The 14,296-nt window shown below is 60.1% G+C and carries 16 protein-coding genes, 1 tRNA gene and 1 pseudogene; 16 read left to right on the top strand and 2 right to left on the bottom strand.

Annotated elements, in window-relative coordinates; translation table 11 throughout:
- Positions 1 to 82 precede the first annotated feature (82 nt).
- The 11 genes and pseudogenes from ACEPA4_RS18935 to ACEPA4_RS18885 form a co-directional block, all read left to right on the top strand.
- Positions 83 to 1,198 (top strand): annotated as a pseudogene (locus ACEPA4_RS18935) (RHS repeat-associated core domain-containing protein); the annotation flags it as partial.
- Between the two features lie 529 nt (positions 1,199 to 1,727).
- On the top strand, positions 1,728 to 2,087 hold the full coding sequence (locus ACEPA4_RS18930) for a DUF6869 domain-containing protein (RefSeq protein ID WP_262090170.1): 360 nt from the start codon (positions 1,728 to 1,730) through the stop codon (positions 2,085 to 2,087).
- Between the two features lie 1,000 nt (positions 2,088 to 3,087).
- Positions 3,088 to 3,546 carry a hypothetical protein gene (locus tag ACEPA4_RS18925; RefSeq protein WP_139727925.1) on the top strand — a complete coding sequence of 153 codons (459 nt, stop codon included), beginning with the start codon at positions 3,088 to 3,090 and terminating at the stop codon, positions 3,544 to 3,546.
- Between the two features lie 978 nt (positions 3,547 to 4,524).
- On the top strand, positions 4,525 to 4,740 hold the full coding sequence (locus ACEPA4_RS18920) for a hypothetical protein (RefSeq protein WP_139727923.1): 216 nt from the start codon (positions 4,525 to 4,527) through the stop codon (positions 4,738 to 4,740).
- Between the two features lie 49 nt (positions 4,741 to 4,789).
- Positions 4,790 to 5,155, top strand: coding sequence for a hypothetical protein (locus tag ACEPA4_RS18915; RefSeq protein WP_139727921.1), 366 nt, complete (start codon positions 4,790 to 4,792; stop codon positions 5,153 to 5,155).
- Between the two features lie 148 nt (positions 5,156 to 5,303).
- Positions 5,304 to 5,582, top strand: a complete 279-nt coding sequence (locus ACEPA4_RS18910; protein ID WP_139727919.1) for a hypothetical protein — start codon at positions 5,304 to 5,306, stop codon at positions 5,580 to 5,582.
- Between the two features lie 547 nt (positions 5,583 to 6,129).
- Entirely contained in the window at positions 6,130 to 6,507 is a 378-nt protein-coding gene (locus tag ACEPA4_RS18905; RefSeq protein WP_139727915.1) for a hypothetical protein, read from the top strand.
- Between the two features lie 802 nt (positions 6,508 to 7,309).
- A complete protein-coding gene (locus ACEPA4_RS18900) occupies positions 7,310 to 7,603 on the top strand; it encodes a hypothetical protein (protein WP_262090168.1) in 294 nt (97 codons plus the stop codon).
- Between the two features lie 205 nt (positions 7,604 to 7,808).
- A complete protein-coding gene (locus ACEPA4_RS18895) occupies positions 7,809 to 8,075 on the top strand; it encodes a hypothetical protein (protein WP_139727913.1) in 267 nt (88 codons plus the stop codon).
- Between the two features lie 88 nt (positions 8,076 to 8,163).
- On the top strand, positions 8,164 to 8,598 hold the full coding sequence (locus tag ACEPA4_RS18890; protein WP_139727911.1) for a hypothetical protein: 435 nt from the start codon (positions 8,164 to 8,166) through the stop codon (positions 8,596 to 8,598).
- On the top strand, positions 8,595 to 9,044 hold the full coding sequence (locus ACEPA4_RS18885; protein WP_235649006.1) for an adhesin: 450 nt from the start codon (positions 8,595 to 8,597) through the stop codon (positions 9,042 to 9,044). Before ACEPA4_RS18890 ends, ACEPA4_RS18885 begins: the two co-directional genes overlap by 4 nt.
- Positions 9,045 to 9,083: 39 nt before the next feature.
- On the opposite strand, the gene ACEPA4_RS18880 is transcribed toward ACEPA4_RS18885, so the two are convergent.
- Positions 9,084 to 9,160 (bottom strand) — tRNA-Arg (locus ACEPA4_RS18880).
- A 149-nt stretch (positions 9,161 to 9,309) separates the two neighbouring features.
- On the opposite strand from ACEPA4_RS18880, the gene ubiA reads away from it, so the two are divergent.
- From ubiA to ACEPA4_RS18865, 3 genes are all read left to right on the top strand, one after another.
- A complete protein-coding gene (gene ubiA / locus ACEPA4_RS18875) occupies positions 9,310 to 10,203 on the top strand; it encodes a 4-hydroxybenzoate octaprenyltransferase (RefSeq protein WP_005411493.1) in 894 nt (297 codons plus the stop codon).
- 161 nt (positions 10,204 to 10,364) lie between these two features.
- Positions 10,365 to 11,789, top strand: a complete 1,425-nt coding sequence (locus ACEPA4_RS18870; protein ID WP_170944951.1) for a short-chain fatty acid transporter — start codon at positions 10,365 to 10,367, stop codon at positions 11,787 to 11,789.
- A gap of 272 nt (positions 11,790 to 12,061) precedes the next feature.
- Positions 12,062 to 12,226: a hypothetical protein gene (locus ACEPA4_RS18865; RefSeq protein WP_005414774.1), complete on the top strand. Its 165-nt coding sequence runs from the start codon at positions 12,062 to 12,064 to the stop codon at positions 12,224 to 12,226.
- A 54-nt stretch (positions 12,227 to 12,280) separates the two neighbouring features.
- On the opposite strand, the gene ACEPA4_RS18860 is transcribed toward ACEPA4_RS18865, so the two are convergent.
- The gene (locus ACEPA4_RS18860) at positions 12,281 to 12,907 is read right to left on the bottom strand and encodes a YiiX/YebB-like N1pC/P60 family cysteine hydrolase (protein ID WP_053497353.1); all 627 of its coding nucleotides are present in this window, start codon (positions 12,905 to 12,907) and stop codon (positions 12,281 to 12,283) included.
- 205 nt (positions 12,908 to 13,112) lie between these two features.
- Between ACEPA4_RS18860 and ACEPA4_RS18855 the strand changes: the two genes are divergently transcribed.
- A complete protein-coding gene (locus ACEPA4_RS18855) occupies positions 13,113 to 13,637 on the top strand; it encodes a hypothetical protein (RefSeq protein WP_139727904.1) in 525 nt (174 codons plus the stop codon).
- 52 nt (positions 13,638 to 13,689) lie between these two features.
- On the top strand, positions 13,690 to 14,262 hold the full coding sequence (locus tag ACEPA4_RS18850) for a hypothetical protein (protein WP_227836791.1): 573 nt from the start codon (positions 13,690 to 13,692) through the stop codon (positions 14,260 to 14,262).
- The last annotated feature ends 34 nt before the right edge of the window (positions 14,263 to 14,296 follow it).

The raw sequence follows: 14,296 nt of genomic DNA, 5'->3' as shown, positions 1-14,296 counted from the left end.
GAGTTGGAGAGTCTGGCGGAGCAGGCTCCTTCTCTTCGCATGCTGCTGAGCAGGAAATGGCGGAACTTCGTGTGGGAAGACGAGTACAGCATGCTACGTGCGCGAACCCCAGGGCCGCATCAGCCAGATCGGCCTGACCCAGCCCGGCCAGGCGCGCCAGATCGTGGTGAACAACGTGACCCATGCGGCCTTCAGCCCGGCGACCGGCTGGACCTATGGCAACGGCCGCCAGCTACAGCGTCCGCTGGATCTGGACTACCGCCCGCAAGTGGTGCACGACCCGGCCGCAGGTGGCCTCTCGCTGGGCTATGGCTACGACCCGGTCGGTTCGATCACCGAATTGAAGAACGGCGCAGGCTCGACGGTGCTGGCCAAGTACGCCTACGACACGCTGGGCCGCCTGACTCAGACCCAGGACGGCACGACCGGCACCCCGATCGAAACCTATGCCTATGACGCCACCGGCAATCGCACCGCGCTGACCACCTCGGCAGGCACCGCCAGCTATACGTATCCCGCAACCAGCCATCGCCTGACTGCGGTGGACGGCGAAGCGCGCAAACATGACGCAGCGGGCAACACCACCAGCATCGGCAGCAAGACGTTCACCTACAGCGATGCCAACCGCATGAGCGCGGTGAAGCAGGGTGATGCTGTACTGGAAAGCTACAGCTACAACCATCGCGGTGAACGCGTGCTGCGTACCCCGGCCAGTGGCGCGGCTCAGATCACGCTGTACGACGAGGCAGGGCGGTGGCTAGGCAACTACTCGGCCACGGGCCAGGCGCAGCAGCAGGCCATCTGGCTGGACAACTATCCGGTAGCACTGATCAATGTGCCAGGCACCGGCGTGCCGGAACTTGCCTACGTGCAGCCGGATCATCTGGGCACACCGCGCGTGGTGATCGATCCGGTGCGCGATGTGGCGATCTGGGAGTGGAACAACAAGAGCGAGGTGTTCGGCAACCAGATTCCGAGTGCTGACCCGGATGGCGATGGAGTGGCGTTCGAGCTGGCACTGCGCTTCCCGGGCCAGCAGGAGACGGATGCGAGTGGGTTGTTCTACAACTACCAACGCGAGTACGACCCGGCTGTGGGGCGGTATTCGCAGAGTGATCCGATTGGGTTGGCCGGTGGAATAAGTACCTTCAGCTACGCACTAAGTTCCCCGGGCTCACATAGTGACGCAGAGGGTCTGCAAGTCATGCGCAGCGGCGTGCACGCAGGCTCTCGCGCTATGATGAATTCGAACCAAGCTCCTACAGGAGACAATCAATCAAACTTCGCTGCGCCCGCTTCTTGGGGGGAAGTGTCTTCTGGCCTTGCCGCAACGACAAATGCGCTGAACAGCCTTAGCTTAACTCACTCAAGCAGTGTCTTAAATCCGCAAAGTCCCGCGTCAATTCTGACGCGGAACATCATATCCAAGGCGTGCGAGAAAGAAGACGACGATGACTGTAATCGTCTCATAGCAAAGATAGATTCTTTGGTGGTCGAGCTGAGAAAGCGATACTGGGATCTTAAACTGGATAGACGTGGGCTTCTGGCTACCGGTCGTATGTCAATAGATGGGCATGTGCAGCAATTTCAAAACAAGCAGGCACAGTTGAGGCGATTGCTTGCTGAATCTGCAGCAAAGCGCTGTGCAGGTTATAGCAATGAGGCTTGGCAATGGGCCACTATGGCTCAACCAATTTGAGATCTAGACAATGCTTGATAAAGAGTGCATGGAAAAAGTCGCTGAAGCATGGGTTAACTTTAATCGGCTCGCAGTCGATGCGAATGAGCGGGGTCCGCTCACAGGCGTGCTGGATGAAGTTGATGGCATCATCCAGCGAGATCCTGGCGAAGGTTGGAAATTCATTGAGGCTGTCAGGCGAATGGATGTGGATGCGCATCTACTTTCCAATCTTGCTGCCGGACCTTTGGAGGACTACTTGGTTGCCCACGGCGAGACCGAAATCGAGAGGGTTGAAAGCTTGGCAAAGCACGACCCATCTCTTCGGAATCTCCTTGCTCGGACGTGGAAGAACTCGATGTCGGATGAGGTATGGCGGCGGGTACAACTTGCTGCTGCATCAGGTTAGGCTGCCATGGGTAACGCTCGAACGCCTTATGACTACGCTTGGCAGCTTCGCTATCGGCATGTCCCGCGAGGCCGCAGGGGGAGTACAGTGCAATAAATAATAACTGCGGGACGCCGTTGCAGAATTGCATGCGGGAGATTGGCAAGGGGCTTCAGCCTGTGAACATGATTCTTCCGGAATCAATAAACCCCCTGCTTTGGTGGATGTCTGATGACTCAACCATTCAACGCGGGAAAAGGTGATGAAATTTATTCCTGGAATTTTTCTTATCTGCTCAGTCTTAACTATCACCTCTTGCGAACACAAGGGTAGAGAAGTTGTGCCGGAGGGCGTGATCGAAGTTTATGATTCGGCAGAGGGCGGGGGCGTAATTGGTACGAGTACTACTCCGATTCCGGTTGTTGGATATGTTTATCCGGATAAGACTCGTTACGTGCTGAAGGTCTGCTATCTGGGTCACATAGGGTATGTGCGGGATGGAATACGAGAGCTAAGATCAACAGTGGGCCGGAGCTCATCCTGCCCGGAAACCGCGAGAAGCGCGGACTAGAGTTAACTAAGCGAGGCGAAACTGAGATCACCAAGCTGGAGACTGTGGCGAAACAGGAGCTGCCACTGCGTGAATTACCTAGTTGGATATGGGCCAGAGCGTACCCAGCAAGGTTGGGAGGACACAGTGATGGCAGGGCACCTTGGTGCGGTGACGTCTGCTGAGGGATGCACGGGGGCTCGGCGCCCCCGCTACACCCTATCCCGCAACCAGCCATCAGCTGACTGCGGTGGATGTCGAGGCGCGCAGCCATGACGCAGCGGGCAACACCACCAGCATCGGCAGCAAGACGTTCACCTACAACGATGCCAACCGCAACTCGGTTGCCAATGGTCGACTTAATCGGGCTGCAGCGCATCCGGGGAACGCCAATCTCTTGCGGGGTGGGTCGAAGATACTTGGGCCCCTTGGAGCAATCGTGAATTACAGGTCAAACTGCAATAAATGCCAATGTCCGGCGAAGTGATTTTCATAAGGTTCATGAAGGGTGCAGCTGCGGCGGGAGCGCTGGGGATCTGTTGCGCGCTGATCGCGTCCATGTTGAGTATGCGCTGTCCAGTAGCTAGGTACTCTCCGGAAGTTATGTTTGCTCTTTCTTTCGCGTTGCTGATGTTGCTCGTATATTCCAAGTTCGAACTGGCGAGAAGGGGAATTCTGTCGATTGAGGTTGGGCAGGTGCGTTTCGCGTTCGCAATAGCGCTCCTGGCCGAGATGCTGATGATTGGGTTGCTCGTCGCCCGCAACCTCGAATGCGATAGCTTCGTTCGCGCGATTCCCATTCCTGGTGCACTACTTGTTTTCTATACAGCTGTCGCATTCTCATTTGTATTCGGTGATATCTATCTTGGTCCTGCGCGAAAAATCATCAGGCTTGGAGCTCGGCCGAGGAAATTCTTGAGGGAGGAATAGTTGGCACTGGGTGGATTGGAGTGGAGCAGATTGGGTGGCTTCGCCGCCTTTTCTCACTTGAAGATATGAGGCGAGATAAGGTCGGTGGTGGATCCCTTTCGGTCCCTCCACTGCTTGGAGCTGGGTTTGGCGTCATGTCGGGATCTGGCTACACAGTTCCTGGTCAGATAGCTGCGCCGACTGGAAAAGGATGCGGGTGTCCTTGAGATGAGAAAATACAATCGTTTTTTTTGGGGCTTACTACATCATGTTCTTCTGGGCGCTCAGGCTGGTTGCTTGCCTTGGAGTTGCCGTAAATTCAGTGCTCCTTGCCTTTGTGCTGGTTGATATTTCTGATGGTGGACGAGACTACGGATTTGCGGGTTTGGCGTTTGTCGCGCTCTCTCTTTGCACAGCGTTTGCCATGTGGAAAATCGGGTCTGTCGGCCTGCTCCGTCTTCGGCAAAGGAGGGCACCATAGATCTTTCCAGGGATGCTCTGAACAACTGCCGGGGTAGTGCCGGCCGTACGCAGGTGGCGTCCCGTTGTATTTGGTAGATCCACCTGGTCTGTGCCCGTGTGAGTGCGTCGACTACTTGGGCGTGACGTTCGGTGTGGCAGACCTCGCCTTTGGAGGCTTGGAAGCTGTGAATGGCGAAGGAGTCACCATTGCCGGTGTTTTGTCTCCGCAGCCCGAAGTTGCAATCCCCGGATTCCTGGTAATGGTGAATGGTGGAGCAACGGCGTACGATGGAGTGTCAGTGATACAAACCGCTCAGGATGCAAAGGAAAGAGAGTCCATCTATACCGAGGTGGCGGGGGGCAGTTGGCGCGAAGACGGGAGAGCTGTCGTCATTCGGCTTGACGTTCAACGGTCACCTTAAGGCCACACGGAACTGTTGCACTTCGTAGCCCCTGACAAGGATGCGCTGGATGCCATGAAGGCGGTGAAGGATGTTTCGGGTGGGTCTGGGTGCAGTTGCATATAATGGAGGTGATATGCATATGCGCAAGAAAATAATGAATTGGCTTGGTTTGTTGTTATTTGCGCTAGTTTTTTTGAGGTCCTCGTCCTATCTTGTATTGAAGGTGTATGCTATTGGTCACCTTGAGAGGGGTGATTATTTTGTAATGTTGCCTGTGGCGCTGGGGTCACTCCTGATTTGCGGCATGTTCATGGCGATTGTGATTAAAGGAATGAAATCCGATCAGTAGGCTGCGCCTGGAGCATCACGCGCGACGTATGGTTCCGACAGGTTATTGCATGGGTATCACTATTCACGATTTCCAGCTGGTTGGAATTCGTCTTGATCCGCTGTCAGGTGTGACTGTTTCTCTGTTCGATGAATCTTCGCGGGCATCCTATGATTTTGTCTTTGGCCAAGTCAGGAGAGCAAGCGTTGATGGTTTCTCTAGCCAGAATGTCGTGCTCGATCTCAAGGTCTTCAATCGAAAGGATGATTACTTTGAATTCAAGCGGTGTTGCTTCCTCCTTGGCCTAGATCCAGTGGCTGCCAGGGAAATTGTCGATGGTGACACCTTGGTCTTCATTGAGGCCTCTGTCGGCGCAGAGATTGCACTTCTAGTAGAGGGCACTTGGGATAGCCGGTTGATTCCTGTCAAGTCATGATTCCTGATCTGTCGAGCGCATCGCTCCAAGACGCACGCACCGCTTGGCTTGTAGGTCGACAGGGATCTGACGGAGAGATGGATTGTGGGACGGACCACCATCGGGCCAACGCAATGGGCTCTACCGTGCGTGCAGCCCGATGAACATCATGGATCCTGTACTCAGCGAACTGCTTTCCCGGCTCGGTGTCGGCACTGACTTCGGCGATACGGTGCTGACTTGTCCGGAGACCCAAGGGGCCTATGAGGACACGCCCCTGCATGTGGTGGCCTATTACAACGATGTGGCCCTCCTCAGCGCATTGATGCCCTTCGTGACTACCATCGATGCGCGTGGTGATCTTGATCTGACGCCGCTGGCAAGAGCTTTGATGATGTGGTGCGTATGGTCGACGCCGCAGATGGAACCTGCTGATGGAAACTTCTGAAAAGAGGTTTTACCGATGCGCCTGATGACCTTCATCTGTCCACTTTGTGGCGCTAGCGGGCAGCGCTTTCCCCTGAGATTTGCTGGGAGGCGTCAAGCAAAGATGTCCTGCCGGAGGTGTCGCGTCGAGCTTCGTTCAGACCCGCGGTTGGGCACGTACACGCTCTATCTTCTGTACACACAGGTCGTCATCCTGGTGGCGGCATTGCCGCTGATCGGGGCCAGTGTCGCGGGTGAATGGGTACGGCTGGGAACGATCTGTCTGGTAGTGCTGGTGCTGTGCTGGTTCCCGGGCGTGATCAGGCACGCACGAAGTCCGATCGTGCGCGCCTGCCGGGATGCCGATTACAATGCGCGCAGGCCAGGTGCTTCGACTGCGCACGCTGCCGCAAATCCGGAGCAGCGTAGCGACACGCCAAGTGCCAGCCCATGATAGGGAAGTCAAGAAATGACATACCATCTTGGGCGCGAGGTGCAGTCCCTGAATCGTTTTGCAGAACGGGTTGCAGATGGTAACTAACATTTGGCCGGCCCTTTCTGGGGCTCTCATGTCCATGCCGAAGGCTGGCATCTTGCGTGCAGCGGTGCTGCTCTTGCCAATGCTAGGGGGCTGCAGCATTCACCAGTTTCAACATACGGAATGGAAGTCGGACTGGGTAGATGTTTCGTCCGGTGCAATTTTCCCTGGCAATTCAACGACTCTGCCGCTTGACCGCGTTTCCATACTTGATCCTGATAGTGAAGCAGCCATTGCGAAGTGGATGTTGGAGCATTCGCTGGTCGTGGTATCGGCATCAGAGGTTGAAGGGAAGATCGGTCCAATGCCGTTGAGTGACCTGAAGCCAGCGCCCGGGGAGAGCGTCTATCTCGTCAGGGCCGCTTCGGATGAAGGTAGGGGCAAGTTCATCGGCTACGTCAACGACTAGGGACTTCTCATCATGTACGGGGTGATGGGGGGCTGCGGTGAGCAGAAGCAACGGGTGGCTGCCGTGAGTCTTCGGGAGAAGCCCGCCAACGTATTCGGCCGATGCTCGGCGGCGCTATAGTGCGCTGAAGCGTCGAGCTCCGCCTACTGCCTGGCGGATGACGCCAGTGTGCGACCAATGGCGCGCTCGGCAACCGCAAGGGAGATCGGTGCAGCGCGACCAATGCGTTCGAGCAGATTGTTCTGGGGAGCTAATGGAAAGCAGTCAAATGAAATCGGGGTTGCTCAGGAGTTCTCTCGATGCCAAAGGCTTCTTCCTACGCGCTTTGTCTTTCGCGTCCGTCTGCGTGCTCGCCCTGAGCGGATGCGAGAATGACCGGTTAGGGGAGCTGCAGCTGAAACCCATCTACGCTGAGCTGAGTAGTGCGTACTACGGTGGGATGTGCGAGGGTGCAGCCGGTCCAGATGCCAGTATCGAGAAGGTTCGTGCGGTGCGCATTGGAACAATCGCTGGTGACTGCGCAGTGCTCTATTTGGATGGAGTAGATAGGAACGGTGAGCCCGTGATCTATGGAGTGAAAACCGGGGATCGGCCTGAATGTGCTGGATTGATACGGAAGCTCGAAGTCGGACGGGCAAGTGCGGCCGTTCTCGGCAGGGCGCGGGAAATATGCAGGTGGTGATTCCCATATCTTCTCCGTATCCTTCTAGCGTGGGGGCGCAGATACCCGCTTTGGGCCGGCAGTCGCAATCTTCTTTTCAGTGCCACCCTGGCCTTATGAAATTCGAATTTGGCGTCTAGTATGAAGATGAATTTGGACACCTTGGAAAAGGTCTCATCAATATTGTTCGCCGCGCTGCGCTCCAGGGGCTTGCAAGAGATTGAAGTGGAGGACGTGTTCTACCGCGTGGTGCCATGGTCGGAACGCCACTCCATGGGCGGTGAGCGGGTGGAGCTTGAAGTTGGAAGTCTTTTCGATGACTACTCTGATATTCAAAGAGTAGCGTCGGGGCAGCAGGAGCCACTGGCCTATCATCTATCTGCTTTGGCCTGCCTCCCCTACGAGATAGGGGGGAGGATGAGTGAAGAAGTGTGATTGCAGATAGGCGTGCACGTGCCGGAGCATCCCATGCGCCGCGTGATCGCTTTGAGCTTGAAGAAGAAGCCCACCCGTGTCTTCGCAGGATGTTCTGCAGCGCGCTGACAGCTCTGTTCGTTGTCGCCGCTCCAGAGTAATCAGCGCAAAGGCTGGAATGGGGCGCGTCATTCAAATGACTTGGTTGAATGGACGGTGATTTACCATGGAGCTTGAAGCGAAAAAGGTAATTTTCTTTTCTCAACAGGATGAACGGTTCTTCTTCGAGTGGATTGGTCGAATCGGCTGCATCGGTAATGTGGTCGGCAGAGGGGATGTCATCTATCTATCCCTGGATCCAGATGCGGTTCTGGAGGAGGACGTCTGGGAACTGGCCGCATTGTTCAGGAGGTATCGGATTCCACTGGCCCAGCTGCGAACGCTGGAGGCAGGCAGGTACTCTCGAGCGCTGCGCGATGCCTTGCGCGAGTAGAGTGCCAAGCGGGAGGCAAGGTGCATGAGCTCCCGCACTCCTCCACAAAAGAACGCGATCGGGCTGCACGCCCTCGGAGAGGTACAAGATGAAAGCCAGGCAGATTCTTCGGTACGGGCTGGCCTACGCGGTGTCGTGTGGAGCACTCTGGCTGTTCCTGCACTTTGTGGGCAGGGCGCTTTACGCCTTCGACTCACATCAGGTTTTCTTCTGGCTGTATGCCGTCAGCCTTTTGTTGCTGGGAATCTGCGCACGGGTTCCCGCCGCGGGCCGCCTTACAATCAGGCGGCTTGCCAAGGGGGCTGGCTTGGGGCTGCTCGCGGGCCTTCTGGCCCAGGTCGTGGTGCTTGTACTGGAAGCCTATAGATTCAGCGGATTAAGCCCATCGCTGCTCTGGCAGGTACCGGTTTCGCTGACGGTGATGAGCGTCGTGCTGCTCACGCCGCTCTGGGGCGCAGTGCTGGTTGCCCTCACTGCCGAACACCGCCGCGACAACCACCCACGTCAGGCCTCGAAGCCATGAAGCACCTGAACGCCTTCTGCCTCGTGGTTGCACTGACATCCTGTGCAGCGCATCCGAACCGCACCACAGAGTGTCAGCCGGCCCAATTCACTTACATCGGCACCGAGAGCGTCGACGGGCTGACCTACGGGCGCTTCCAGGTCACCCACAATGCTGATCAGCCGCTTCAGCTGTGGGTGGATGAGAGACGCAGGTTGAACCCAAGGACCGCTCGCGCAGAGATGAGGCGCACAGGCGAGGATGCCTGGCGGCCTTACAACGTGATCCTTGAGGAAATCACACCGGGAGCGATCGGGCTGTCGATCGGGCAGGATGAACAGCAGACCGTTCTGTTCGATGGTGATGGCCTGTTCCTGCCCGGCGCATCCAGCGCGGGCGCGAATTACTCCATCGTGGTACAGGACGCTGCCGGTTGCGAGCATCGCTCGGCAACGTTCATTCCCTGACCTTTCTGGCGGCGCGCCGGCCAGGCAACGAAGGAAAAATGGCGCGCCCGGAGGGATTCGAACCCCCGACCAATGGCTTCGGAAGCCACTACTCTATCCGGCTGAGCTACGGGCGCGTTGTAGAACCGCCGCGCCGTCGGCCAGTGCCGGGGCGGGCATCGCAGCGCCATGAGGCGGTGCGGGACCGGCATTCTATCCAGTTTCGTCGAACAAATCTCCCCCCACCGGCAAAGCCCTGCCAGAGGGGCAGGAGTATCCTATCGCCATGGCTGATACCCCCCTCACTTCGCCGCAGTCGCCGGCGACGCCGCGTTGGCGGCATTACTGGAGTCTGATGCGCGCTGATCGCCCGATCGGCACGTTGCTGCTGCTGTGGCCCACGTGGTGGGCGTTATGGCTGGCTGCCGGCGGCCTGCCGCCGCTGTGGACGCTGTTCGTGTTCACCGCCGGCGTGTGGCTGACCCGCTCGGCCGGTTGCGTCATCAACGACTACGCTGACCGCTGGCTCGACCCGCATGTGGAGCGCACCAAGGCGCGGCCGCTGGCCACCGGCGCGATCAGCGGTCGCGCCGCGCTGGCGCTGTTCGCCGTACTGATGCTGGTGGCCTTCGGCCTGGTGCTGACCCTGAACGGGCTGACCATCGGCCTGAGCTTCATCGGCGTGTTCCTGGCCGCCAGCTATCCGTACCTGAAGCGCTACACCCATCTGCCGCAGGTCTACCTGGGCATGTCGTTCGGCTGGGGCATCCCGATGGCGTTCGCCGCCGTGCAGGGCGAGGTGCCGATGCTGGGCTGGCTGCTGTATGCCGGCAACATCCTGTGGTCGACCGCCTACGACACCTGGTATGCCATGGTCGACCGCGAGGACGACCTGAAGATGGGCTCGCACTCCACCGCGATCCTGTTCGGTGATCTCGATCTGGTCATCCAGGGCGTGCTGTACGCGCTGTTCCTGGCCACCATGGCGCTGGTTGGCGTGCGCGGCGGGCTGGGTGGCTACTACCTGGCCGGCGTGGCCGTGGCCACCGCGCTGGTGGTGTACGAATTCTGGATCTGCCGCAACCGCGAGCGCGGCCCGTGTTTCAAGGCGTTCCTGCACAACAACTGGGTCGGCGCCGCGCTGTTTGCCGGTATCGCCGTGGACCTGGCGCTGCGCTGACCCCAGGGGTTGGTAGAGCCGGCCGCTGGCCGGCTGCACCCGTGCGCGATCCCGAGTTTGCCGGCCAGCGGCCGGCACTACCGCCACCTACGACCAATAGGTGGCAGACAGCCCACACCCCACCGCCCAGAATCGGTCCATCGAACCTGGGAGGGTAGGCGATGGCCTCGACGGCAGCAGTACAGGACGGCTGGATGGCGCGCGCAGCGCTGCGCTCGGCCGCCTGGGCGGAAAAGTGGTTCCCCGATGCGTATGTGTTCGCGGTGCTGGGCGTGGTCATTGTCGCGCTGGCCGCGATGGGCTTCGGTTCGACCCCTCAGGCCACCGCCAGCGCCTTTGGTGACGGCTTCTGGAGCCTGATCCCCTTCACCATGCAGATGGCCTTTGTGGTCATCGGCGGCTACGCCGTGGCGACCGCGCCGGTGGTCGCACGCTTCATCGACTTCCTGGCCCGGGTGCCGCGCACCGGTCGCGGTGCGGTGGTGTACGTGGGCCTGGTCAGCATGCTCGCCTCGCTGCTCAGCTGGGGCTTCTCGCTGGTGTTCGGTGGCCTGCTGGTCCGCGCGCTGGCCCGTCGCACCGAACTGCGCATGGACTACCGCGCCGCCGGTGCGTCGGCCTATCTCGGCCTGGGCGCAGTGTGGGCGATGGGGCTGAGCTCGTCGGCCGCACAGTTGCAGGCCAACCCGGCCAGCATGCCGCCGGGGCTGGTGGAGATCACCGGCGTATTGCCGTTCACCGAAACCATCTTTCTGTGGCAGTCGATCGCCCTGACCGCAGTGCTGATCCTTGTCTCGCTGCTGATCGCCTGGCTGACCGCGCCTGCAGCCGGCAGTGCGCGTACCGCCGAGGAATTTCCCGGCGCTGCGCAGGCCGAGCCGGAACCGCTGCAGCGACGCACGCGCCCGGGCGAATGGCTGGAATACAGCCCGCTGCTGACCGTGCTGCTCTCGCTGCTGGCGTTCGGCTGGCTGTTCAACGAGTTCGCCAACAAGCCGGTGGTCACTGCCATCGCCAACCTCAACACCTACAACTTCCTTTTCATTTCGCTGGGCCTGCTGCTGCACTGGCGCCCGCGCAGCTTCCTCAACGCTGTGGCCAAGGCGGTGCCGAGCACCACCGGCGTGCTGATCCAGTTCCCGCTGTACGGCGGTATCGCGATGATCCTCACCCACGCCGCCGGTGGTGACGGGCAGACCCTGGCGCACCGGCTGTCGAGCCTGTTCGTGCACGTGGCCAGCACCGATAGCTTCGCGCTGGTGATGGGCATCTACTCGGCGGTGCTGGGCTTCTTCGTGCCGTCCGGTGGCGGCAAGTGGATCATCGAGGCGCCGTACGTGATGCAGGCCGCCAACGAGCTGAAGGCGCACCTGGGCTGGGCAGTGCAGGTCTACAACGCGGCCGAAGCGCTGCCGAACCTGATCAACCCGTTCTGGATGCTGCCATTGCTGGGCGTGCTGGGGCTGAAGGCACGCGACATCGTGGGCTTCACCTTCATCCAGTTGCTGGTGCACATCCCGCTGGTGCTGGGCCTGTTGTGGCTGCTGGGCATGACCCTGGCGTATGTGCCGCCGGTGATGCCGTGAGTGCAGGGCTGGCGTCCGTGCGCGAGCAGGACGCCAGCTCCGTTCAGCGCGTGTTTCCAGCAGAGCACGCCATGAATGCGCGCAGTCGCGCTGACGGCATGAGCACATGCCGAACCCATATGAATCCTTCATCGGCTTGTGCCGCAAGGGGCTTTGCCCGTTCATTCACGCGCGTACACACCAATGTAGCCGCCCACCAACGCGCGATTAACTCTTCGCTGCAGACGATGGGCCCGTCCACCGCATTCCGCGTGTGGCTTTGGAGATCGGACATGGCACAGCAGAACCAGAACCCGAACCAGAAGCAGCAGGGCCAGCAGAACCAGCAGGATCAGCAGCAGGGGCGTGGCCGCGACCAGCAGCAGCAACAGCAGCAGGAACAGCAGCAGCGCAACCAGCGCAACCAGCAACAGGGTGGGCAGGACGAGGAGGAGTGACTTCGGTAACCACTTCCTGTGATGCGCGATGCCCCGCCCCGTGCGGGGCTTCGCTTATTCCAGCACGCCAATGCGTTGCAGCACCGGCGCTGCTGACATGTCGTTCGGGTTGGTACCTGGCTGATCCTGCGGCACCTCCATGCCCATGGCGCGGTAGAGATCGACCCAGTGCTGTGCGATCTGCCCGGTCTTCGGGTTGCGGAAGTTCATCGGCTGCAGTGCGAACACATGGTGCGCACGGAACGCACGTTCGATGAAATCCGAACAGTAGTAGCTGTCCTCATTCAACACATACGACGTGTTGTAGGGCTTGCCCAGCATCATGCGTGCGGTCGCGATCGCATCCTTGATGGCAGCCTGCTGCGATGCGCGCAGCCGATAGACCACGACCTGCCGCTGCTTGCCTCGGGCGTCCTCGCGGAACTGATCCAGCGTCTGCCGGCGCGAGCCTTTCTCATCCGCATGCAGTACCTCCCAGCCGTCTGGCGCCGCAGCGACCAGGGCCACGTGATCGAAGCTGGGTGCGCCCTGCTTGCCGGTGGCATCGTCGATGGCCGCGCTCAGGCCGGCATGGCCGGCGGTGACGAACAGCAGATCGCCTTCCCGGACCTCCAGCGCGGCCGCACCACCAGGCCACAGCGTTGGCAGCAGCAGGGAGAGGGCAAGCAGGAATGCGCGCATGGGGCCAGGGTCGAAGCGTGTGCGGCGTAGTCTAACGGCTGCTGCGATGACGTTGATTTCAGAATTAGTGTGATATTAGTCACAATTCGGCATGTCGGGATATTCCTGACAGCGGATGTTGAAACTGAATTGACCGAGGCATGGCTATCCTTGCCTCCCTACCGCGCCGGAACCGCGCGCGACCGCCCGGAATCAGGAGGATCCCGTGAACCAGCTCCGCCCCGTTGCCCTGCTTGCGCTTGCCCTGGGGCTTGCGCTGTCCGGCTGCAAGCCTGCGCCCCAGGCAGCCCCCGCTGACGCCGCCGCACCGGCTCCGACCAGCACGGCCACTGCCACGACGCCGGCCACGCCGGTTGCCGCGGCCCCGGCAGAGGCTTCTGCCAGCTGCCCCCATCCGGTCTTCGACGACTTCCTCAAGCATTTCGGCAACGAGATCGCGCTGCAGGAAACGTCCACTGCCGATCCGCTGCTGGACAGCCACATCGACAGCGAAGCCGAGCCGGAGCCACGCAAGGTGGAGGAGAAGGTGCCGCTTGCCAAGGTCGAATGGCCGGTGATGCCGGACCCGGCCACGCTGCAGCGCCAGGGCCGCGAGATGCAGGTCACCCGCCTGCCCGATGGCCAGGTACAGGTGCAGATGCGCACTCCCGATACCAGTGACCAGCAGATCTACACCTTTGCCCAGAAGCCGTGCTGGCAACTGGTCAAGCGTGAGGACGAATCGATCTGACCCCTGAGCGACCGCCTGCGAGCGGTCGTGTGATTCACCCAAGGAGCCCCGCATGCGTCTGTCTCCCGTTGCCCCCGTACTGGCCCTGATGCTTGCTGCCTGCAGCGGCCCTGAGGCGGCTGCACCGGCGGCCCCTGCTTCCACTGACCCGGCAGCGACGCCGGCCGCACCTGCGGCTGCCGTTGCGGACCATTCCACCTCTCTTACGCGCGACGAGACCGGCATGCATATCGATTGCCAAGGCACCCGCCTGCACCTGGCGGCCCAGCCCACCCAAGACACGGACGCTTCCCGGCTGACCACGCTGGAAATTGAAAAGGACGGCGCACGCCAGGCCATTGCTGCGCCCAAGGAGATGGACGGCTATACCGCCGTTGGCCTGGCCTGCGTGCAGGACCGCAGCGGTACGCCGTACTTCGTCGTGCAGTACGGTGAACTGCCGTTCGGCTGCAGCTTCTGCGAGTGGTACTACCTGTACGACGCCAGTGGCCGCCAGTTGACCCACAGCACACCGCCGCTGCGCGGCGCGGAAGGCGAGGAGCAGGAGCCCAACAACGACGAGTACGAGAAGTTGATCGACTCGCTCGGCATCAAGCACCCGGAGGTGAACTACATCGAAGACTGAGCGCAGCGGCAGGACGTCGCACGCGCGCTGTGAA

It is taken from the genome of Stenotrophomonas sp. P2112, from assembly GCF_041897515.1.
Taxonomy (GTDB): domain Bacteria; phylum Pseudomonadota; class Gammaproteobacteria; order Xanthomonadales; family Xanthomonadaceae; genus Stenotrophomonas; species Stenotrophomonas sepilia.
This window is presented reverse-complemented; position numbering and strand designations above follow the sequence as displayed.